The sequence below is a fragment of the Curtobacterium sp. NPDC090217 genome, assembly GCF_044746705.1.
GTDB lineage: Bacteria > Actinomycetota > Actinomycetes > Actinomycetales > Microbacteriaceae > Curtobacterium.
Window position 1 is genome coordinate 343,588 of the sequence record NZ_JBIVCR010000004.1, and the last position, 20,345, is coordinate 363,932.

At 70.6% G+C, this 20,345-nt stretch carries 20 protein-coding genes and 1 tRNA gene; 15 read left to right on the forward strand and 6 right to left on the reverse strand.

The window, feature by feature from the left end:
• The first annotated feature begins 15 nt into the window (after positions 1-15).
• From ACIPJ2_RS15840 to ACIPJ2_RS15860, 5 genes are all read left to right on the forward strand, one after another.
• Entirely contained in the window at positions 16-1,176 is a 1,161-nt protein-coding gene (locus ACIPJ2_RS15840; protein WP_402729605.1) for a hypothetical protein, read from the forward strand.
• Positions 1,163-1,864, forward strand: a complete 702-nt coding sequence (locus ACIPJ2_RS15845; RefSeq protein WP_281265086.1) for a response regulator — start codon at positions 1,163-1,165, stop codon at positions 1,862-1,864. The genes ACIPJ2_RS15840 and ACIPJ2_RS15845 overlap by 14 nt, the downstream gene beginning before the upstream one ends.
• Positions 1,864-2,496 carry a thymidine kinase gene (locus ACIPJ2_RS15850; RefSeq protein WP_402729606.1) on the forward strand — a complete coding sequence of 211 codons (633 nt, stop codon included), beginning with the start codon at positions 1,864-1,866 and terminating at the stop codon, positions 2,494-2,496. The genes ACIPJ2_RS15845 and ACIPJ2_RS15850 overlap by 1 nt, the downstream gene beginning before the upstream one ends.
• 357 nt (positions 2,497-2,853) lie before the next feature.
• Positions 2,854-3,894: an LLM class flavin-dependent oxidoreductase gene (locus ACIPJ2_RS15855; protein ID WP_281265084.1), complete on the forward strand. Its 1,041-nt coding sequence runs from the start codon at positions 2,854-2,856 to the stop codon at positions 3,892-3,894.
• A 116-nt stretch (positions 3,895-4,010) separates the two neighbouring features.
• Positions 4,011-4,631 carry a hypothetical protein gene (locus tag ACIPJ2_RS15860; protein WP_402729607.1) on the forward strand — a complete coding sequence of 207 codons (621 nt, stop codon included), beginning with the start codon at positions 4,011-4,013 and terminating at the stop codon, positions 4,629-4,631.
• Here ACIPJ2_RS15860 and ACIPJ2_RS15865 read toward each other — a convergent pair.
• From ACIPJ2_RS15865 to ACIPJ2_RS15875, 3 genes are all read right to left on the reverse strand, one after another.
• Complete coding sequence (locus ACIPJ2_RS15865) at positions 4,628-5,251, reverse strand: response regulator transcription factor (RefSeq protein ID WP_402729608.1); 624 nt, start codon at positions 5,249-5,251, stop codon at positions 4,628-4,630. The genes ACIPJ2_RS15860 and ACIPJ2_RS15865 overlap by 4 nt on opposite strands.
• Positions 5,248-6,273: a sensor histidine kinase gene (locus ACIPJ2_RS15870; RefSeq protein ID WP_402729609.1), complete on the reverse strand. Its 1,026-nt coding sequence runs from the start codon at positions 6,271-6,273 to the stop codon at positions 5,248-5,250. Before ACIPJ2_RS15870 ends, ACIPJ2_RS15865 begins: the two co-directional genes overlap by 4 nt.
• Before the next feature lie 112 nt (positions 6,274-6,385).
• Positions 6,386-6,459: transfer RNA gene (locus ACIPJ2_RS15875), tRNA-Pro, on the reverse strand.
• A gap of 129 nt (positions 6,460-6,588) precedes the next feature.
• Here ACIPJ2_RS15875 and ACIPJ2_RS15880 point away from each other — a divergent pair.
• Complete coding sequence (locus ACIPJ2_RS15880) at positions 6,589-6,978, forward strand: peptidoglycan-binding protein (protein WP_402729610.1); 390 nt, start codon at positions 6,589-6,591, stop codon at positions 6,976-6,978.
• A gap of 18 nt (positions 6,979-6,996) precedes the next feature.
• Here the strand turns inward: ACIPJ2_RS15880 and ACIPJ2_RS15885 are convergent, their stop codons facing one another.
• Together ACIPJ2_RS15885 and ACIPJ2_RS15890 are read right to left on the reverse strand one after the other, a co-directional pair.
• Positions 6,997-7,950, reverse strand: coding sequence for a metallophosphoesterase (locus tag ACIPJ2_RS15885; RefSeq protein WP_402729611.1), 954 nt, complete (start codon positions 7,948-7,950; stop codon positions 6,997-6,999).
• Entirely contained in the window at positions 7,947-10,580 is a 2,634-nt protein-coding gene (locus tag ACIPJ2_RS15890; protein WP_402729612.1) for a transglycosylase domain-containing protein, read from the reverse strand. Before ACIPJ2_RS15890 ends, ACIPJ2_RS15885 begins: the two co-directional genes overlap by 4 nt.
• A 50-nt stretch (positions 10,581-10,630) precedes the next feature.
• Between ACIPJ2_RS15890 and ACIPJ2_RS15895 the strand changes: the two genes are divergently transcribed.
• A complete protein-coding gene (locus tag ACIPJ2_RS15895; protein WP_022907077.1) occupies positions 10,631-10,789 on the forward strand; it encodes a hypothetical protein in 159 nt (52 codons plus the stop codon).
• Entirely contained in the window at positions 10,786-11,247 is a 462-nt protein-coding gene (locus tag ACIPJ2_RS15900) for a RidA family protein (RefSeq protein ID WP_281265074.1), read from the forward strand. Before ACIPJ2_RS15895 ends, ACIPJ2_RS15900 begins: the two co-directional genes overlap by 4 nt.
• A 77-nt stretch (positions 11,248-11,324) precedes the next feature.
• On the opposite strand, the gene acs is transcribed toward ACIPJ2_RS15900, so the two are convergent.
• Positions 11,325-13,292 carry an acetate--CoA ligase gene (gene acs, locus ACIPJ2_RS15905; RefSeq protein ID WP_402729613.1) on the reverse strand — a complete coding sequence of 656 codons (1,968 nt, stop codon included), beginning with the start codon at positions 13,290-13,292 and terminating at the stop codon, positions 11,325-11,327.
• Between the two features lie 626 nt (positions 13,293-13,918).
• On the opposite strand from acs, the gene ACIPJ2_RS15910 reads away from it, so the two are divergent.
• From ACIPJ2_RS15910 to tmk, 7 genes are all read left to right on the forward strand, one after another.
• Positions 13,919-14,944 (forward strand): TadA family conjugal transfer-associated ATPase, encoded by a 1,026-nt coding sequence (locus tag ACIPJ2_RS15910; protein ID WP_402729614.1) that lies wholly within the window; start codon positions 13,919-13,921, stop codon positions 14,942-14,944.
• Between the two features lie 86 nt (positions 14,945-15,030).
• On the forward strand, positions 15,031-15,840 hold the full coding sequence (locus ACIPJ2_RS15915) for a type II secretion system F family protein (RefSeq protein WP_402729615.1): 810 nt from the start codon (positions 15,031-15,033) through the stop codon (positions 15,838-15,840).
• A gap of 83 nt (positions 15,841-15,923) precedes the next feature.
• Positions 15,924-16,136, forward strand: coding sequence for a DUF4244 domain-containing protein (locus ACIPJ2_RS15920; RefSeq protein WP_281265070.1), 213 nt, complete (start codon positions 15,924-15,926; stop codon positions 16,134-16,136).
• Complete coding sequence (locus ACIPJ2_RS15925; protein ID WP_402729616.1) at positions 16,120-16,470, forward strand: TadE family type IV pilus minor pilin; 351 nt, start codon at positions 16,120-16,122, stop codon at positions 16,468-16,470. Before ACIPJ2_RS15920 ends, ACIPJ2_RS15925 begins: the two co-directional genes overlap by 17 nt.
• Positions 16,467-16,970 (forward strand): Rv3654c family TadE-like protein, encoded by a 504-nt coding sequence (locus tag ACIPJ2_RS15930; RefSeq protein ID WP_402729617.1) that lies wholly within the window; start codon positions 16,467-16,469, stop codon positions 16,968-16,970. Before ACIPJ2_RS15925 ends, ACIPJ2_RS15930 begins: the two co-directional genes overlap by 4 nt.
• Positions 16,946-19,711: a type I DNA topoisomerase gene (gene topA / locus ACIPJ2_RS15935; RefSeq protein WP_402729618.1), complete on the forward strand. Its 2,766-nt coding sequence runs from the start codon at positions 16,946-16,948 to the stop codon at positions 19,709-19,711. Before ACIPJ2_RS15930 ends, topA begins: the two co-directional genes overlap by 25 nt.
• Positions 19,708-20,340, forward strand: a complete 633-nt coding sequence (gene tmk, locus ACIPJ2_RS15940) for a dTMP kinase (RefSeq protein ID WP_402729619.1) — start codon at positions 19,708-19,710, stop codon at positions 20,338-20,340. The genes topA and tmk overlap by 4 nt, the downstream gene beginning before the upstream one ends.
• Positions 20,341-20,345: the final 5 nt, after the last annotated feature.

Here is a 20,345-nt window from a genome sequence, read left to right on the forward strand (position 1 = left end):
GGGTCGGCGCCGGACGTGACGACGCGGAGGACGATCCGTCGCGCGGTCCTGGGCAGGACCGCGCAGCAGTACGACCCGCTCGGGGCGATGGGATCGAGGCCGCTTGCCGTCGTCCTCGGTGCGGTCGGCGTCGTGTGGGCGATCATCGTCTCGGTGTTCGACCGTGACGTCGTCGGCAGCCCGACGCTCAGCGCCCTGACCGTCCTGCTCCTCGCGGCGTCCGCAGCGGTGGTGATCACGGCGTCGAGCCCCTTCCGCGCGCCCTTCCCGCGCTGGGCGTTCGTCCTCCACGTGGGGCTGCTCGCGCTGGCCGCGGTGACGAGCGTCGCCGCGCAGTGGGGTCCGGACGAGAGCGCACTGAACGACTTCATGTCGCTGCTCACGGCGACGGGCATCGTGATGGTGGCCCCGTACCGCCCCTGGCGTGACCTCGTGGTCGGCGGTGTGGCGCTCGCGGTGGTCGACGGTGTCGCCTGGGGCGTCGCGGCGGCACAGTTTCCGAACGGCGTGCCGGTGGCCGTCGCGGCGTTCCTCGCGGCCGCTCCGACCCTGGTCCTCACCGCGGCGGCCGGGGTCTTCGCCTGGACGTTCGGCGGTCTCGCGGAGCGTGTGCAGATCCGCGCGGGCTCGTACTCGGTGGCGCGAGCCGAGCGCGACGGCATCGCCGCGAGCGTGCAGCAGGACCGCTCGATCATCCTCGCGCGGGACGTCGCACCGTTCTTCGCCGAGCTCCGCACCCGCGAGACGATCACGGACGCGGACCGGGCCCGTGCCAGGTCGATCGCCGACGGGATCCGCCGCGCGATGGTCGCCGACGCCGACCGGACGTGGTTCGAGCAGGCCGTCCGTGCCGAGGGCGGCGCGGGAGCGGCGATCGACGATCCCGACGGACTCATCAGCACGCTCGACGCGGACCAACGCACGGTCGTCCGGACGTTCGTCCGGGCCGCGCTCCGCGCCTCCACCGTCGATCCGGCGGGCTTCCGCGCCTCCGTGCAGCGCGTCGCGGACGGCCGCGTCGAGATCGCCCTCGACGTCGCGGTCGCCGACTCGGACGTCGGCATCCACCGCACGTTCGACCCCTACTTCGCCGTCCTCCGCGTCACCTTCCCCGACCTCGACGTCGCGGTCCGTCCCTCGTCCCTCGCACTAAGGTTCTCGTATGACCAGCACTGACCCGAACAGGCTGACGGAAGGGATGCCAGCCCTGCCGAACCCCGGATCCCGCCGGGTACGACTGGCCATCCTCGACGACCACGAAGTCCTCCTCGACAGCCTGTCGAGCTGGATCGCCGTGAACGCCTTCGACTTCGACCTGGCCCTCACCGCGCACACCTGGCTCGAGATGGTGCACAGCGACAGCTTCCCGACCGACCTGGTGTTCCTGGACTTCCAGCTCAAGGAACCGGTCTCGATCGAGGCCCGCGTCCGCACCTGCCGCGCCGCCGGCGCGAAGGTCATCGTCCTGTCGAGCGTCGACACGCGGGAGTCCCGCGACCGTGCGCTCGCCGCCGGTGCCGCCGCCTTCCTGTCGAAGTCGCTCCCGATGCGCGAGGTGATGGACGTCGCGCGCGACGTGATGGGCGTGGAGCGGGAGACCCCGACCCAGCGTGAATGGCGTCCGCTCCCGACCGGCGCGACGGCCCACCAGCGCCCGAAGCTCAGCCACGGCGAGGAAGAGGCGCTCCGGCTGTACGTGTCCGGCTACTCCACGAACGAGGTCGCGTCGCAGATGAACGTGCAGTACGAGACCGCGAAGACCTACCTGCGCCGCGTCCGCGAGAAGTACGCCAAGGTCGGCCGTCCCGCGTCGAAGAAGTCCGACCTGATCCGTCGCGCGGCGGAGGACGGCTTCCTCTCCTAGTGGCGAAGCTGTACTTCCGCTACGGAGCGATGAACAGCGGCAAGAGCACGGGGCTCCTGCAGGCCGCGTACAACTACGAGGAGCGCGGGCACCGGGTGCTCCTCGCGAAGCCGTCCGTCGACACGAAGGGGGACCGCGAGATCGTCTCCCGCCTCGGCGTGACGCGGGAGGTCGACATCGTGCTGCCGGCCGACGTCGACGTGCGTGGTGCGGTCACCGACGCCGGTGCCACCGACCCCGAGTCCGACCGGCTCGACGGCATGGTCCGTCCGGTCAGCTGCGTGCTCGTCGACGAGGCGCAGTTCCTCACCCCGATCCAGGTCGACGACCTGCTGCGCATCGCGGTCCTCGACGAGATCCCGGTGATCGCGTACGGCATCCGCACCGACTTCCGCACAGAGGCCTTCCCCGGCAGCCGGCGCCTGCTCGAGGTCGCGCACTCGCTCGAAGAGCTCAAGACGATCTGCCGCTGCGGCCGCAAGGCCGTGTTCAACGCCCGCAAGGTCGACGGCCGCTTCGTGTTCGACGGGTCGCAGGTGGCGATCGACGGGGTCGACGTCGAGTACGAGTCCCTCTGCGCGAACTGCTACCTGACGGAGTCGGGCGGCCGTCTCGACGGCGAGCTGGCCTGACCGCGCCCAGGGGGTGCGATGCCTGCACCGGGGGCGACGCGACCGTCCGTCGTGGCGGCGAGCGCGGCTCCCGACCCGGCCACAGGACGGACGGGAGGCCCGGTGCGAGCACGCCACGGGCCTCCCGTCCGCCGTCGTCTCCGGCCCGTCGTCGTCACCGGTCCGCCGTCGTCACCGGTCACGACACACCGCTCGCGTCCGGCGAGCGGCCGCAGATCGTCGTCGTCGGCGACGCCGCGCGACGAATCGTGACCACCCGGCGGACGGGCGGCGGTGTGTCGTGACCGTTCGGCCCTCCGGCAGCGCTGCACCTGCGCACCGCGGAATGCGCGCGCGGTCCGCGGCGTTGCCGCCCACATGAGCGACGCATCCGTGCACCTGTCCGTCCTCGACCTGGCGACCCGCGAGTACGGCCAGTCCAACACCGAGGCGCTGCAGGGCTCCATCGACATGGCCGTGCACGCCGAGAAGCTCGGCTACGAGCGGTTCTGGGTCGCCGAGCACCACGGCATGCCCGGGATCACCTCGTCGGCTCCTGCCGTGCTCCTGAGCGCCGTCGGGGCCGCGACCAGCACCATCCGCATCGGCTCCGGCGGCGTGATGCTGCCGAACCACGCGCCGCTCGTCGTCGCCGAGCAGTTCGGGACCCTCCGCGCGCTCTACGGCGACCGCGTCGACCTCGGTCTCGGGCGTGCCCCCGGGACCGACGGGGCGACCGCGATGGCGCTCCGCAGGACCGACCGGCTCGACGTCGACGACTTCCCCGAGCGGCTCGCCGACCTGATCGGGTTCTTCACCGGCATGGACGAGTCGAACCCGCTCGCGCGCATCCGCGCCGTCCCCGGGTACGGCGACGTGCCCGAGTTCTGGCTGCTCGGATCCTCCGGCTACAGCGCGCAGGTCGCCGGTGCGCTCGGCATCTCGTTCGCGTTCGCGCACCACTTCGCGTCCGACAACACCGAGGCTGCGCTCGCGCTCTACCGGGACTCGTTCCGTCCGTCGCGCTTCCGGTCGGAGCCGAACGCGCTCATCGGCGTGCAGGTCGTCACCGACGAGGACCCCGCCGTCATCGAGGAGCAGAGTGCCCCCGGCATGATCTCGTTCATCCGGATGCGGCAGGGGGCGAAGCCCGAGCCGGTCTCGATGGACGAGGCCCGTGCCTACGAGTTCAGTGACCTCGAGCGCCGGTTCATCGCGGCGCGCACGGAACGCCAGGCGTACGGGTCCGCGGACCAGGTCGCTTCGAAGATCAACTCGTTGCTCGAGTCCACCGGGGCGAACGGCGTGATCGTCGCGCCGGGTGCGGCACAGGCGCGGTACCGGCACCAGGCGCTCGACGTCGTCGCGTCGCTGCACGAGGCCGGGCGTCTGGTGCGGCCGTCGGTCGCGGTCGGCTGAGGGGCGCCGCTCGTCCGTCCGCGCTGATCCGGTCCGCCGACTGTCGAGCCTGTGTCCGATGACACAAGCCGGCGAGACACGTCGCTGGCCGTGGTCGAACACGGCACGATGAGGTCGTGGCCATTCCGACCTCCACCGCCGTCCTCGGGGCCGCAACATTCGGTCTGGCGCTCGCGGCCGCCGCATGGTGCGCCCTCGACGCAGCGGCGGCCGGTTCCCCCGGACAGCGGTTCGTCGTGGGTTCGATGGGTACCGGCTCGCTTTCCGTGGTCGTGTGGGTCGTCGGGGTGGTGTTCCTCATCGTGGCAGCCTCCGGGTGGACCTGGCGCGGTACACGACGGGCTCCGAGCGCGGTCCGCATCGCCGTGCGCATCCTCGTGTCGTCGGCTCTCGTCGTCGCTGCTGCAGGGTCCGTCGCGACCCTGTTCTTCGTTGCGATGCTCGGGGCCCCGCCGGCGTACGTCGATGTCGGCACCGTCAACGGGCACACCGTCGTGGTCAGCGAGTCGACCTCGCTGGGTGGATTGAGCACACAGATCGGGATCCGCGACGGTTTCTGGGTGCGGATGGCCACCGGCGAGCACGCGTTCGTCACCGTGGACGGGCTCCCGGGTGGGCGGCCACCGTCGAGGACCGACGGTTACCGCCTCACGGAGGAGCACGGTCAGGCTGTGGTCAGGTTCACCCTCGGTGGCCGTCAGGAGATGCGGTTTCCCCTGCCGGGAGGCTCGGGCTAGGTGAGCAGGCCGAGTCGCGTGGCCGTCGCCACGGCTCCCACCCGGCTGGTCACGTCGAGCTTCCGGAACACGTTGTAGACGTGGCGCTTCACCGTCCCGACCGCGAGACCGAGGTCGGTGGCGATCTCGGCGTTCGAGCGCGCAGCGGCGACGAGCCGGAGCACCTCGATCTCGCGGTCGCTCAGCGGTGAGCCGGCACGGGCGTCGGTGACGACGTCGACCGGGAACGTCACCGGTGCGGCGGGCTGGGTGCTCGCGCGGACGATGCGCTCGACGAGTTCGCGGCTGGGGGTGTCCTTCGTCACGAAGTCCACCGCGCCGGCGTCGAGCAGCGCACGGCGGAGCACGGCGTCACGGTGCATGGTGAGGACGACGACGGCGATGCCCGGATGGTTCCTGCGCACGGTCGCGATGGTCGTGCGGGCCGGGGGACCGTCGAGCTCCACGTCGAGGAGCAGCACGTCGATCGCGGCGGCCTCTGGCCCGTCGAGGACGTCGGCCGGACGCTCGCCGTGCGCGACGACGCGGATGGTCGGGACCGACGACAGGATCGTCGCGAGGCCCTCGCGGAAGAGCCGGTGGTCGTCGACGATCGCGACGTGCGTGACGGTCGCGTTCACAGCGCTCCCTTCGGCACGACGAGCGTGACGGTCGTCCCGGTGCCCGGCGCGCTCGTGACGTCGATCCGTGCGCCGATCAGCGCAGCGCGCTCCCGCATCGTTGACTGACCGAGCCGGCCGTCGACGCTCCCGTCGGTGTCGAATCCGGGGCCCTCGTCCCGCACGCTCACGGTGAGGGCATCGGCACCCCAGTCGAACCGCACGTGGACGGCGGCGTCGCGCGCGTGCTTCCACCAGTTGGTGAGTGCCTCCAGGAGGATCGTCAGCGACTCCTCCGCCCGCCAGTTCACGAGCGGCGCCGCCGTGCCGTGCGACTCGATCGTCACCCGCTCGGTGTCCGGGAACAGGTCCTTGACGTGCCGGGCGAGCGCAGCGTCCAGGACGTCGCCCCCGACGCGGGCGTGCAGGGCGACGGCGAGGTTCTGGACGTCGCCGAGCGCGCGGCGCAGCTGCGTCGCGGCGGCCTCGAGCTGAGCGGTGCGCTCCGGGGCCGGGGGATCGGTGAGCAGCGCCAGGTCGATGCGCTGCAGTCCGGCGAGGATCCCGTGCGCGACCCGGTCGTGCAGGTCGCGGGCGATGTGCGCACGCGAGTCGAGGTTCGCCGTCGTGACGCGTTGCCGGAGCGCCTCGGTGTAGGCGACCGCTCCGGCGGGGAACCGGCTCCAGATACCCCCGTGGAGGGCCCTGGAAGCACGCAGGAGCTCAGCAGGGGTGCCGGCGCCGACCTCCTCGACGAAGACCGGGAGGTACTCGTCGAAGAGCACCTCGGCCGCGAGCATCGCCCCTGCCGGGTGCTGCATGTGTTCGGCGTGCAGGGCGCCGGTGGCGAGGTGCTCGTCGGCGAGGAGGAGGTCGCTCGTGATCGACCCCTCGAGCCCCTCCGCGTAGCGACGATGGGCGTCTGCGAGCATCGACGTCACGTTCTCGAACAGGCTGGCGGCCATCACGGGGTCGTCTCGGAGTTCGGGGAACATCGTGCCGATGCGGGCGACGACGGGTGCGAGGCGGTCGGGGGTCTCCATGTCGCAGATCAGGCTAGCGTCGGCCGGCGGGGCCACGTCGTGGCGCACCGGTCGGTGTGTCCCCGGGCACACGGAGAAGGCCCGGATCCGTGCGGATCCGGGCCTTCATCTGTCGGGGTGACAGGATTTGAACCTGCGACCTCCTCGTCCCGAACGAGGCGCGCTACCAAGCTGCGCCACACCCCGAGGTGTGCTGGTCACTCCGTGAAGCGACCTGCAGAAGTCTAGCGGATGATCCGGGGTGCTCACGACCATGACGGCAAATCCTGTCGCATCTGCTTGCATGTCACATTCCACATCGGTCAGGATGAGCCCGTGACCCTGAACCGACGCACACGGCTCTTCCTCGTCGTCGTGGTGATCGCCATCGCCACCGCGACACCCTTCATCGCCGCCCCGCCCTCGGCCTCCGCGGCACCGGCCGGGTGCGTGTCGAAGGTCCTGCGCGCGGGGATCGCCGACGAGTTCTGCGTCGCCCGACTGCAGTCACTCCTCAACTACGACCGCTTCCGCTACGGGCAAGCACCGATCGCCGTCGACCGGCGGTTCGGGCCGCTCACCGACGGTCGGGTCCGTGTCGTGCAGAGCCGATCGTGGATCACGATCGACGGGATCGTCGGCCCGGGGACCTGGCGCGTCCTCTGTGTGCCGGACGCCGCCGGGTTCACCGCGATGCAGGTCTCGGTGGGATGCGCGACGCTCTGATCGGACTGGAGCGGCTGGTCAGACGCGGGCGGTCAGGGTGACGACGACTGCCTCGGGGCGGCACGCGAACCGCACCGGCGCGTAGATCGACGTCCCGAGGCCGGCCGACACCTGCAGCCAGGCCCAGTGCGTCCGGTTCTGCCAGCGGTGGAGGCCACTCGCGTACTTGCGGGGGAGGTCGCAGTTCGTGACGAGGGCACCCACACCGGGGACGGCGACCTGCCCGCCGTGCGTGTGCCCGGCGAAGATCGCGTCGGCACCCTGTCGGACGAACGCGTCGAGCACGCGGCGGTACGGGGCGTGCGTGACGCCGATCGACACCGGTGCCGGACCGTCTTCCTCCTCGGACCAGGGAACGTCGCCGCGCATCTCGTCCACGTTCGTCGGGAGCAGGTCGAGGCGGTCCCAGTCGCGGTGTGCGTCGGACGTGCCGAAGAGCTCGAAGCGCGAGCCACGGACCTCGATGGCATGTGCCTTGTCGTTGAGGTCGAGCCAGCCCATCGACTCGAAGAACGCTGTCTGGCGTTCGATGTCGAGGTCGACCGGCTTCCCGGACGCGTGCAGCTTGCTCGGGCCGCCGAAGTACTTCAGCGGATTCCGGGGGGAGGGGCCGTAGAAGTCGTTCGAGCCGTACACGAACGCGCCGGGGACACCACGGAACGGCTCGAGCGCGTACTCGACCGCTGCGTTCGCCGTCGGGTGCCCGAGGTTGTCACCGGTGTTCACGATGAAGTCGGGTTCGACCAGGCTCAGGTCGCGCAGCCACTGCTGCTTGTCCGCCTGCCACGGCGCCATGTGGATGTCCGACAGGTGCAGGACGACGACGTCACGCGAACCGGGCGGCAGGATGGGCATCGTCTCCCACCGGATCTCGAACCGCCGCCGTTCGACGAGCGTGCCCCACGCGGCAGCGCCGGCGCCGGCCGCAGCTCCTGCGGCGAGGACGCCGAGCGCTGCCCGGCCGCGGGTCACTTGCAGTCCTTTGGGGCCTTGCCGTCCTTGTTGCCGAACAGGGTGAGGTTGATCGTGGTGTCCTTCGACGCAGCGGTCCCTGCACCCGGATCGACCGCGGCGACCTTGCACTGGTTCTTGCCGTCCCCCGGCTGGTACTGATCGGAGACGCTCACGTTCCCGAAGCCGGCGCCGTTCAGCGCCGAGCGGGCGTCACCGACGGACTTGCCCGCGACCTCCGGAACCGTCGACTGGGAACCGTCCGTGGTGTAGACGGTCACGCTCGAGCCCTTCGACAGTGCGGAACCACTGGCCGGGGAAGTCGACAGGACGGTCCCGGCAGTCCCTGCCCCTGGCTGCGTGCCGCCGTCGACGTAGGTGAAGCCGGCACCGCTGATCGCGGCGCGTGCCTCGTCGGTCGTCTTCCCCGCGACGTCCGGTACCGAGATGCTGTTCCCGCGGATGGAGGAAGCGGTCGGGGCCTCGAACTGTCCGCCCGGGTTCTGCGCGTTGACGATCGACTGGGCCTGGCGCCACAGCGCCGTCCGGACGAGCGAGTAGGTACCCTTCGGCCCGGCCACCTTGCGGAGGCTGGTCTTGCCCTCGATGTTCCCGAGCCAGGTGGCCGTGGCGACCTTGGTGCTCGAACCGATGAGCCAGATCTGGTCGGCGTCGTCCGTCGTACCGGTCTTGCCGAACTCGTCGTATCCGTCAGGAGTCCGTGCGCCGCCCGCCGTACCGATCGTGAGCACCTTCTTGAGCGCGTAGATCGCGGTCTTCGCCACCGTCGGGTCGATGGCCTGCGTGCAGTCCTTCTGCTGGCCGCCGAGCGCCTTCCCCTCGGCATTCGTGACGTTGTCGATCACGATGGGTCGGCAGAACGTGCCGTTGTTCGCGATCCCGGCGTACGCGGCGGCCATCGTGAGCGGCGCGATGTAGTTCGTGCCGAGCACCGACGACGCATTGGTCTTGATGTCCGTCGTCGTCTTCTGCGACATGTCATCGGCGAACTCCGCCGACGTCGCCCGCGGAGCTGCGAGGTGGACGCCCAGGCTCTCCGCCGTCTTGCGGATGTCGCAGTAGTCGAGCTTCTGCGCCATCTGCACGTAGGAATTGTTGATCGAGCGGTACGTGGCGTTCTCCACGGTCATGTTGCCGCCCTCACCGGGTGCGTCGTTCTTGACCGGGTAGTTGACGCCCATGCGCTCTCCGCACTGCGTGAAGCTGGTAAACGTGCGCGGTGTCCCGTTGACGATCTCGTTGAGACCGTGCCCGTTCTGGATCCAGTTGAGCAGGGTGAACGGCTTGAACGTCGACCCGGTCTGGAACCCCTCACCGCCGCCGTACTTCGAGTCGACGTTGAAGTTGATGCCCGAGTCCGTCGACGGGGCGCACGCGTTCGGGTCGGCGCCCTGTACGTCGCACCCGGAGAGTTGGTTGTAGTTCTTGTTCTGCACCATCGTCAGCACGCGCCCGGTGTCGACCTCGACGGAGTCGATGGTGCCGCCGAGCTTGAACCGCGCCTCGGTGTTCGGCGCGTAGCTGTCGATGAGGTCCTTCTGCTGGTTGTTCAGACCGACGTCCAGCGTCGTCTGCACGGTGTAGCCGCCGTTGCGCCAAGCAGCCTTGCGCTCCTTCGCGGTTGCGCCGAGCTGGGGCATCTCCTTGACGACCTGCACCGCGTAGTCGCAGAAGAACTGCGACCCGAAACCGGCCGAGGCCTTGCAGCCCTGCGTCGGCGCGGTGAGGTGCACGTAGTCCGCCGGCTTCGAGGCGATGGCCGCGTCGAACTGCTCCTTCGTCAGGTGCTTCTGGGCGTACATCGACTTGAGGATGACGTCGCGACGCGCGACGTTGGCGTCGTAGTACTTCGGGTCGGAGAGGTTCCTGGTGTTCGGCGACTGCACGATCGCCAGGATGGACGCGGCTTCCTGCGGGGTGAGGTCGGTCGCGTTCTTGTTGAAGTAGTGCTGTGCGGCGGCCTGCACGCCGTAGGTCTGGTCGCCGAAGTACGCGATGTTGAGGTACCCGGTGAGGATCTCCTTGTGGGTGTACTTCTTCGCGAGCCCGATCGCGAGCTTCATCTCCTCGAGCTTGCGGGGGATGGTCTGCTCGACGGCGTCCTTGTACGCCTTCTGTTGCTCTTCCAGCGTCGGGAGCTCCAGTGCCTGCTGCATCTTGATGTTGCGGACGAGCTGCATGGTCAGGGTGGAGCCACCACCGGACTCGCCGAGCCCACCGGCGAGCGAGCCGACACCCGCGCGGACGAGCGAGGTGATGTCGACGCCGCCATGGTCGTAGAAGCGCTTGTCCTCGCCGTCGATGGCGGCGTTCTTCAGCTGGTCGCTGATCTGGTCGAACTTCAGCTCCTGACGGTTCTGGTCGTAGACCGTCGCCAGGTGGACCGGCTGGCCGTTCTGGTATGCGAGGACCTCGTTGCGCTGCGGGAGGTCGCCGATCTCGATGTACTCCGGCAGCGACTCGAACACACCGATCGTCGAGGTCGTGGTGACACCTGCGACGGCGATCGCCGGGGTGACGCCGATGGTGACCAGGAGTCCGGCGAGCACACTGAAGCCGACGAATCCGATGAAGGCGCCGACTGCAGAGACGGGCTTGGTCCGCGAGGCAGACGTCTTCTGGGCAGACATAGGATGCAGCCTAAACGACACCCACGACCGGAAGGCTGGCAAGGAACCGCATGACTCGCTGGGAATACCTCACGACGCCGTTGATCATCCACAACACCACCGCCATCCTCAACAACTTCGGTGACGAGGGCTGGGAGCTGGTCCAGGTCGTCACCGGCCCCGAGGGTGGGCTCGTCGCGTACCTGAAGCGCCCGAAGGCCGACGCATGACCGTCGCGGCACGTCTCGCCGAACTCGGCCTCGAGATCCCGACCGTCGCGGCCCCCGTCGCCGCGTACGTCCCGGCGGTCGTGACCGGACAGTACGTCTACACGGCAGGGCAGCTGCCCTTCGTCGACGGCGCGCTGCCGGTGACCGGCAAGGTCGGCTCCGAGGTCGACGCGGACACCGCGACGGCACAGGCGCGACAGGCGGCGCTGAACGCGCTGGCGGCCGTACAGTCCGTCGCCGGGTCGCTCGAGCACGTCGCCCGTGTCGTGAAGGTCACGGTGTTCGTCGCGTCCGACCCGTCGTTCACGGGACAGCCCGGCGTCGCCAACGGCGCGTCGACGCTCGTCGGCGAGGTCTTCGGCGACGCCGGCGTCCACGCGCGGAGCGCGGTGGGCGTCGCGGTGCTCCCGCTGGACGCGCCGGTCGAGGTCGAGCTGGTGGTGGAGCTGACCGCCTGACGGCAGCAACCGGAACAGCGAACGTGAGCAGGGCCTCCAGTCAGTACGGGCTGGAGGCCCTGCTCACGTGAACGGGACTACATGAGTTCGGCGATGGTCGCCATGATCGTCGGGTCGGCCAACGTCGTCGTGTCGCCGATGCGACGGCCCTCGGCCGCGTCGCGGAGCAGCCGGCGCATGATCTTGCCCGACCGCGTCTTCGGCAGCTCCGGCACGATCGTGATCTGCCGCGGCTTCGCGATCGCTCCGATGCGCGTGCCGACCCAGGCGCGGAGCTCGGCGGCGACGGCGTCGCGGTCGACGCCCTCCGCCGCTTCGGACGTCAGGATCACGAACGCGACGATCGCCTGACCCGTGGTCTCGTCGGCCGCGCCGACGACGGCCGCCTCGGCCACTCCCTCGTGTCCGACGAGCGCCGACTCGATCTCCGCGGTGGAGAGGCGGTGTCCGGAGACGTTCATGACGTCGTCGACCCGGCCCTGCACCCAGATGTCGCCCTGCCCGTCGAGCCGCGCCCCGTCGCCGGCGAAGTACCGGCCGGGGAAGCGGTCCCAGTACGTCTCGACGAACCGGTCCGGGTCGCCCCAGATGCCGCGCGCCATCGACGGCCACGGCTCGGTGATGGTGAGGTAGCCGCTCTCGCCGGGGTCGGCACGGTGGCCCTCGTCGTCGACGATCTCGGCGACGATGCCGGGCAGCGGCGTCTGCGCCGCGCCGGGCTTGAGCTTCGTGACACCGGGCAGCGCGGAGATCATGATCGCGCCGGTCTCGGTCTGCCACCACGTGTCCACGATGGGCGTGCGGTCGTGGCCGATGACCTGGCGGAACCAGTGCCACGCCTCGGGGTTGATCGGTTCGCCGACGCTGCCGAGGAGTCGCAGGGTGTCCAGGCTCCGCGCGTCCGGTACCTGGCGCCCGCCCTTCATGGCGGCGCGGACCGCGGTCGGTGCCGTGTAGAGGACCGTGACGCCGTACGCGTCGACGATGTCCCACCAGCGGCCGGGCTTCGGCTCGTCGGGGGTGCCCTCGTACAGGACCTGCGTCACGCCGTTCGCGAGCGGGCCGTAGACGACGTACGTGTGCCCGGTGATCCAGCCGATGTCGGCGGTGCACCAGTAGACGTCCTTGCCCGGGTGCATGTCGAACACGTTCTTGTGCGTGTACGCGGCCTGCGTGAGGTAGCCGCCCGAGGTGTGCACGATGCCCTTCGGCTTCCCGGTCGTGCCCGACGTGTAGAGGATGAAGAGCGGGTTCTCCGCGGGGAAGGCGTGCGGCTCGTGGGTCGGGTCCGCCTTGGCGAACTCGTCGTGCCACCAGAGGTCGCGGTCGTTCCACGCGATGTCGTTGCCGCCGCGCTTGACGACGACGACGTGCTCGACGCTGTCGGTGCCCTCGCCCTGCAGCGCCTCGTCGACCGCGGGCTTCAGCGGGGCGACGGCCCCGCGGCGCCAGCCGCCGTCAGCGGTGACGACGAGCTTCGCGCCGGCGTCCTCGATGCGGGCGCGGAGGCTCTCGGCGCTGAACCCGCCGAACACCACGGAGTGCACGGCGCCGATGCGGGCGACCGCGAGCATCGTGACGACGGCCTCGGGGATGAGCGGCATGTAGACGACGACCCGGTCGCCCTGCTCGACGCCGAGATCCGTCAGCATGTTCGCGGCGCGCTGCACGTCGGCGGTCAGCTCGGCGTAGGTGATGCGCCGCGTGTCGCCGGGAGCGCCCTCGAAGTGAATCGCCACCCGGTCGCCGTTGCCAGCACGGACGTGCCGGTCGAGGCAGTTCTCGGCGACGTTCAACGTGCCGTCGTCGAACCACTTCGCGAACGGCGCCCCCGACCAGTCGAGGGTCCGTGTGAACGGCGTGCGCCAGTCCAGCAGGCTCTTCGACTGCTCGGCCCAGAACGCTTCGCGGTCGGCGGCGGCCGCGTCGTGCAGACCCTGGTCCGCGACGGCGTCCGCGACGAACTCCGGGGGCGGCGGGAAGGTGCTGCTGTCGTCGTGGTGGCCGTCGTCGTGTCGTTCGTCGACGTTGGTCGGAGTGGACATCGATGTCCTTTCGCGTCGTTGCGTCCGGGGGTGCAAACGGAGACTACCCCTCGGTGTGGACCCGTCGTGCGCGGTGCCGCCAGGGCGTTCCGGGCCGTGGAACCCGTGTGTCGTCGACGGGTCCTCGTTCCGGTCGGAGGGATTCGGTGAGGACTCGGCGCGTCGGGGTTGCCCGCAGGGCCTCGTCGTGGGGTACAGTAGATCCCGCCGGACTCGTTTCCGGCGGCATCGGATCGGATTCCCCCCAATCCTCCGTTGTCCTGGCGGCACCTGTTCCCCCCAACCGGTGCCGCCTCTTCTTTTCCCCGGACCAGTCCGCCGTGCAGCGCCGCACGACGGACCGGTTCCGTTCGGGACGATCCGCGTCCGTCCGCGGAACGGTGGACAGACCGGTCCATGCTGCTGCATGGACCTCCGGAGGCGTCGGGCCGACTCCGCGGCTCCTCGGACGGCGCGTGTCGGCGCTGCACGGGTCGCACCGCGGCGTCGACCGGCGCCCGAGCGCTCCGGGGTACGCGCATTGTGATCGGGGGACAAAACTGTCCACTGGTGTGGACGACGAGCCCGTCCTCCCCGATTCGCGGCGAGCGGCGAGCAGAGCGGCGCGCAGACCTAGCGTTCCGGAGATGCACCGCCACCGCGCCGTCCCCTCGCCGTTCCTCCCGGGTGCGGCCGTGCCCCGACGCGCCCGACCGGGGATCGACCCGGTCGAGTTCGAGGAACTCGCTCCGCTCGTGGCGGACGACAGCGTCACCGACGTGCTGGTGTCCGGCGGTCTGGGCGTGTGGATCGACCGGGGCGACGGGCTCGTCGACTCCGGGATCGTGCTGGACGAGGAACGGACACGCGAACTCGCGACACGACTGGTCGCGCTCGGTGGCCGGCACGTCGACGAGAGCACCCCGGTCGCGGACGTCCGGCACGGTGACGGGATCCGGGTGCACGTCGTCCTGGCGCCGGTCTCCGTGCGGGGGACGACACTGTCCCTCCGCCTGCCTCGTGGTGCACCGCCGACGCTCGATGCGCTCGAGCGGAACGGGACCTTCGAGCGGGTGCCGCGCGGTCTCGTGGAGGACGCCGTCCAGCGCCGACGCAACGTGCTCGTGTCCGGGGCGACGGGCAGCGGGAAGACGACGCTCCTCGCCGCGATGCTGTCCACCGTGCCGCGCGACGAGCGCATCGTGACGGTGGAGGACGTCGCAGAGCTCCGGATCGACCACCCGCACGTCGTGTCGCTCGAATCGCGGCAGGCCAACGCCGAGGGCGCCGGAGCGATCGGTCTCGACCGGCTCGTCCGCGAATCCCTCCGGATGCGCCCGGACCGGATCGTGGTGGGGGAGTGCCGTGGGGCAGAGGTTCGCGAGCTCATGTCCGCGCTCAACACCGGACACGACGGTGGAGCCGGCACGGTCCACGCGAACGGACTCGACGACGTCCCCGCACGCCTCGAGGCGCTCGGCGCGCTCGCTGGGCTCGGGCCGACCGTGCTGTCCCGGCAGGCGGTCAGTGCGTTCGACCTGGTCCTCCACGTGGAGCGTCGGCGGGGCGTGCGTCGGCTCGCAGGGGCCGGGAGGCTCGGGGTCGACCCGGCAGGGCGGCTCACCGTCGAACTCGTGGTCACGAGCACCGGCCGGTCCGGTCGGCGCGGATGACGCGTCCTGCTCGTCCTGCTCGTCCTGCTCGTCCTGCTCGTCCTGCTCGTCCTGCTCGTCTTGCTCGTTCTGGTGCAGCGGACGCCGTGGGTGCGGCTCGGCTGCTCGACCGTGTCGCGACGCTCGTCGCCGCCGGGGTACTGCCGTCCCGGGCGTGGGCGCTCGCGGCGGCGGCCGGCCCGCCCGTGGTCGCCGGCCCCGCATGGGAGGACGTGCGCGCCGTCACGACGGTCGCCACCAGGACCGGTGCGCCGATCGCGCCGACGCTCCGTGCCCTGGCCGCGGCGCTCCGGCGGGCAGCGGCAGGGGACCGAGCCGTCCGGGTGGCGCTCGCCGGGCCCCGGACGAGCGCGAACGTGGTCCTGACGCTGCCGGTGCTCGGACTGGTGCTGGGATCGCTGTGGGGGATCGACACGGTCGGCGTGCTCACCGGGACGCCGATCGGCTGGGCGTGCTGCACCGGTGCAGCCCTGCTCGTCGGGGTCGGCCGCGCCTGGTCGACCCGACTCGTCCGCGCAGCGACGCCCACCGGACGGATCCCCGGCGTCCTGCTCGACGCCTGGGCCGTTGCACTGTCCGGCGGCGGGTCCTGGTCCGGCGCCGGGGACGCCGTGCGCGCGGCCCTGCCGTATGCCGAGGACGCGACGGAACGGCGACGGCTCGCCGAGGTGCTCGACCTCGCACGGCGCGCGGGGGTGCCGGCTGCCGCGCTCCTGCGCAGTGCGGCCGAGGACCTGCGGGACGACGTCGCGTCGGAGTCGCTCGCGGTGGCGGAGCGGCTCGCGGTGCGCCTCGTGCTGCCGCTCGGGACATGCGTCCTGCCGGCGTTCGTCCTCGTCGGGGTGGTGCCCGTCGTCGTCGGGATCCTCTCCTCCACCGTGACTGGAAAGGGGTGATCGCTCCACGGGTTCGCCGCTCGTGGCCCGGCCCCGACGGAGGATCGCGAGGCTGGATGCACCAGATCAGAAGGGACCCCATCATGACCGAACGACCGAACCCACCATCCGCACCAGCTCGCCGAACCTCGGGACTCGCTGCCCGACTCCGCGACGACCGTGGGTCCGCGACCGCCGAGTACGCCGTCGTCATCCTGGCCGCCGTGGCGTTCGCGGGGGTCCTCGTCGCGGTGATGCGCTCCGGCGAGGTCCAGGCGATCCTGACCGAACTCGTCCGCGGTGCCCTGTCGCTGTGAGCACGGCTCCGACGAGCGCGGGGCGGTCACCGTCGAGTTCGCGGTCGCGCTCCCCGTGCTCGCGGTCGTCGTGTCGCTGGCCATCGGGGGTGTCGTGCTCGTCGACGGGCAGGGACGGCTCCAGTCTGCTGCAGCGACTGCCGCCAGGGCGTACGGCCGTGACGACGACGCTGCTGCACGAGCGGCGCTCGCCGGGATCGCCCCGGGCGCGACGAGCTCCGTGACCCGGTCAGACGAACTCGTGTGCGTCGTCGCCGAACGTCGGTCAGGGCCGGGGCCGCTCGCGGCGATCACCCTCCGTGGTGCGTCGTGCGCGCCGACGGGCGGCCGGTGAACGAGCACGGGTCGGCGACGGTCGCGCTCGTCGCGGTCGTCGCCGCGGCCACGATCGTCGTCGGCTCGGTGCTCACCGCCGCCGGTGGTCGGGTCGTGACCGTCCGTGCGCAGACGACGGCGGACGCCGCCGCGCTCGCCGGTGCCGCGGCCGCCGTCCGGTTGGTGTCCGGTGCACCGTGCGACGCCGCGTCGCGGGTGGCCAGGCGCGGCGGGGCGGACCTCACCGGTTGCTCGACGAGCGGCGCGTTCGTCCGCGTCGTCGTCGAGCTCCGGTCCGGTCCGCTCCGTCTCGGGGCGACCGCGGTCGCCGGTCCCCGACGGACCCCTGCCGATCGACCGGTCCGACATCGTCCGGCGGGCATCCCCGCCACTGTGTGTATGGTGTGCCTGTCGGCCCGCCGGTCATCGATGTCCCGGTCGACCCGGACGCTTCCGTGTCCCAGGGCCGACAGCACCATCGATCAAGGAGTCACGTGCCAGGCACGAAGAAGCTCGTGATCGTCGAGAGCCCCGCGAAGGCGAAGACGATCGCGCAATACCTCGGTGACGGATACGAAGTCCAGGCGTCAGTCGGACACATCCGTGACCTCGTCGAGCCCAAGAACCTCCCGGCAGAGCTGAAGAAGGGCTCGCTCGGCAAGTTCTCGGTCGACGTCGACAACGGGTTCGAGCCGTACTACGTCGTCTCCGACGCGAAGAAGAAGACCGTCGCGGAACTCAAGCGTGCCCTCAAGGACGCCGACGAGCTCTACCTCGCAACAGATGAAGACCGCGAAGGCGAAGCCATCGCGTGGCACCTGCTGCAGGTCCTGAAGCCGAAGGTGCCCGTCAAGCGGATGGTGTTCCACGAGATCACCAAGGAAGCGATCCAGCGCGCCCAGGAAGCGACGCGTGAGCTCGACACGGCCCTCGTCGACGCGCAGGAGACCCGCCGCATCCTCGACCGCCTCTACGGGTTCGAGGTCTCCCCTGTGCTGTGGCGCAAGGTCGGCCCGGGGCTCTCGGCCGGTCGTGTGCAGTCCGCTGCCACCCGCCTCGTCGTGGATCGTGAGCGCGAGCGTCTCGCGTTCGTCTCGGCGAACTACTGGGACCTCACCGCACGGTTCGAGAAGGCCGGGGACAGCGCGTTCACCGCCAGGATCGCGCGGATCCACGGCACCCGCGTCGCGTCCGGCCGTGACTTCGACGACCGGGGCACGACGACCTCGGACGCCGTCGTCCTCGACGAGGCCTCGGCCACCGCCCTGAGTTCGGTGCTCGAACGCGCCGGCGACGCCGTCGTCCGCAGCGTCGACTCGAAGCCCTACACGCGTCGTCCCGCCGCGCCCTTCACGACCTCGACACTGCAGCAGGAAGCCGCTCGCAAGCTCCGCTTCTCGGCTCGCCAGACGATGAGCGTCGCGCAGTCGTTGTACGAGAACGGCCACATCACCTACATGCGAACCGACTCCGCGTCGCTCTCGCAGCAGGCGATCGCCGCCGCCCGGAAGCAGGCAGCCGATCTGTACGGCGCCGAGACGGTGCCGGACAAGCCCCGCAGCTACGCCGGCAAGAGCAAGAACGCCCAGGAAGCCCACGAGGCGATCCGCCCGGCCGGAGACGTGTTCCGCACGCCGTCGCAGATGGAGAAGGTGCTCCGCGGCAACGACTGGAAGCTCTACGACCTCATCTGGAAGCGCACGGTCGCCTCGCAGATGGCGGACGCGAAGGGATCGACCGCGTCGGTCGTCCTCGGCATCACCTCGACGGAGCCCGTCGAGGGCATCGCCTCCACCGCGAACGGCACGGACGTCGAGTTCACCGCGTCCGGCACCGTGATCACGTTCCGCGGCTTCCTCAACGCGTACGAAGAAGGCAAGGACGAGGAACGCCACGAGGCATCGTCGAACGGCGCGGACGCCAAGCTGCCGTCGATGACCGAAGGCGACCACCTCGGCGTGGACGAGGTGGAGGCGAAGGGTCACGACACGTCCGCCCCGCCGCGCTACACCGAGGCGAGCCTGGTCAAGACCCTGGAAGAGCTCGGCATCGGCCGACCCTCGACCTACGCGGCGATCATCTCGACGATCGTGGACCGTGGGTACGTCACGCCCCGCGGCAGCTCGCTCGTGCCGAACTGGATCGCGTTCAGCGTGGTGCGACTGCTCGAGGACTACTTCGGCGACCTGGTGCAGTACGACTTCACCGCCGAGATGGAGAACGACCTCGACCGCATCGCCAGCGGCGAGGAAGACCGCGTCGACTGGCTCAACGGGTTCTACTTCGGCGGTGGCGACCAGCGCGGTCTCCGGACGGTCATCGACAACCTCGGCGAGATCGACGCGCGAGAGATCAACTCCGTCGAGCTCTCGCCCGGCCTCACGCTCCGCATCGGCCGCTACGGCCCGTACATCGAGACGCCGAGCGACGACCCGGAGAAGCCGCGTCGGGTGAACGTCCCCGAGGACCTCGCCCCCGACGAGCTCACCGCCGAGAAGGCCCGCGAGCTGGTCGAGGCACCGGTCGTCGGTGACCGCGTCGTCGGCATCAACCCGGAGAGCGGGAAAGAGGTGCTCGCCAAGGACGGCCGGTTCGGCCCGTACGTGACCGAGCGCACGCCGGAGCCGGAACCCGAGGTCGACCCGTCCACGGGAGAGGTCCTGAGCAGCAGCGCGTCGACCGCGACGGCGACCGCCACGAAGGCCGAGCCCGCAACGAAGGCCAAGAAGACGACGAAGAAGGCCGCAGCGCCGAAGGAGCGCACGGCGTCCCTGTTCAAGTCGATGGACCCGCAGTCGGTCGACCTCGAGACGGCGCTGAAGCTCCTCGACCTGCCCCGCACGGTCGGCACCGACCCCGAGTCCGGCGACGAGATCACCGCGCAGAACGGTCGCTACGGCCCGTACCTGAAGAAGGGGACGGACACCCGCACGCTGCCCAGCGAGGACGCGATCTTCGACGTCGACCTCGCCGGTGCGCTCGAGCTGTTCGCGCAGCCGAAGTACGGCGCGAAGCGTGCGGCCAGCGCCGCGCTCAAGGAGTTCGACGCCGACCCGGTGTCCGGCAAGCCGATCAAGATGAAGGACGGCCGGTTCGGTCCCTACGTCACCGACGGTGAGACGAACGCCACCATCCCGCGCGGCGAGGACGTGGACGCGGTCGACTTCGAACGTGCCGTCCAGCTCATCGCGGACAAGCGTGCAAAGGGCCCGGTCAAGAAGAAGACGACGACCCGGCGCGCTCCCGCCAAGAAGAAGTGACCGGTCGGTTCATCACCCTCGAGGGCGGCGACGGCGCGGGGAAGACCACCCAGGCCGAGTTGCTCACCGAGTGGCTCGAAGCGAACGGACGCACCGTCGTTCGGACGCGTGAGCCAGGGGGGACGGACCTCGGGCTCCGCATCCGCGAGATCGTGCTGCACGAACGCGGCCACGTGTCCGCCAGGGCCGAGGCACTGCTCTACGCGGCGGACCGTGCCCACCACGTCGAGACGGTCGTGCGTCCGGCGATCGCCCGCGGCGACGTCGTGCTGCAGGACCGCTACATCGACTCATCGGTGGCGTACCAGGGTGTCGCACGCGGCCTCGGTGCCGAGCGCATCCGCTCAGTGTCCGACTGGGCGGCCGACGACCTCGTGCCGGACCGCACGGTGCTCCTCGACCTCGACGTGACCGAGGGACGTGCCCGTGTGGCGGCCGCCCGCGGCGACACCTTCGACCGCCTCGAGTCCGAAGCCGCTGCGTTCCACGAATCGGTCCGCTCGGCGTTCCTCAGCATGGCCGCGGCAGAGCCCGAGCGGTTCCTGGTCGTCGACGCTGCCGAGCCCGCCGACGTGGTCCAGCAGCGGATCCGTCGCGCACTCGCCCCGCTCGTCGGGATCGACGCGTGACCGGG

What these genes read in the sequence shown, in the direction of transcription:
- ACIPJ2_RS15845 (WP_281265086.1), top strand. Translation starts at nt 1,163, where the DNA reads ATGACCAGCACTGACCCGAACAGGCTGACGGAAGGGATGCCAGCCCTG.
- ACIPJ2_RS15855 (WP_281265084.1), top strand. Translation starts at nt 2,854, where the DNA reads ATGAGCGACGCATCCGTGCACCTGTCCGTCCTCGACCTGGCGACCCGC.
- ACIPJ2_RS15870 (WP_402729609.1), bottom strand. Translation starts at nt 6,273, where the DNA reads ATGGAGACCCCCGACCGCCTCGCACCCGTCGTCGCCCGCATCGGCACG.
- ACIPJ2_RS15890 (WP_402729612.1), bottom strand. Translation starts at nt 10,580, where the DNA reads ATGTCTGCCCAGAAGACGTCTGCCTCGCGGACCAAGCCCGTCTCTGCA.
- ACIPJ2_RS15895 (WP_022907077.1), top strand. Translation starts at nt 10,631, where the DNA reads ATGACTCGCTGGGAATACCTCACGACGCCGTTGATCATCCACAACACC.
- ACIPJ2_RS15900 (WP_281265074.1), top strand. Translation starts at nt 10,786, where the DNA reads ATGACCGTCGCGGCACGTCTCGCCGAACTCGGCCTCGAGATCCCGACC.
- acs (WP_402729613.1), bottom strand. Translation starts at nt 13,292, where the DNA reads ATGTCCACTCCGACCAACGTCGACGAACGACACGACGACGGCCACCAC.
- ACIPJ2_RS15910 (WP_402729614.1), top strand. Translation starts at nt 13,919, where the DNA reads ATGCACCGCCACCGCGCCGTCCCCTCGCCGTTCCTCCCGGGTGCGGCC.
- ACIPJ2_RS15920 (WP_281265070.1), top strand. Translation starts at nt 15,924, where the DNA reads ATGACCGAACGACCGAACCCACCATCCGCACCAGCTCGCCGAACCTCG.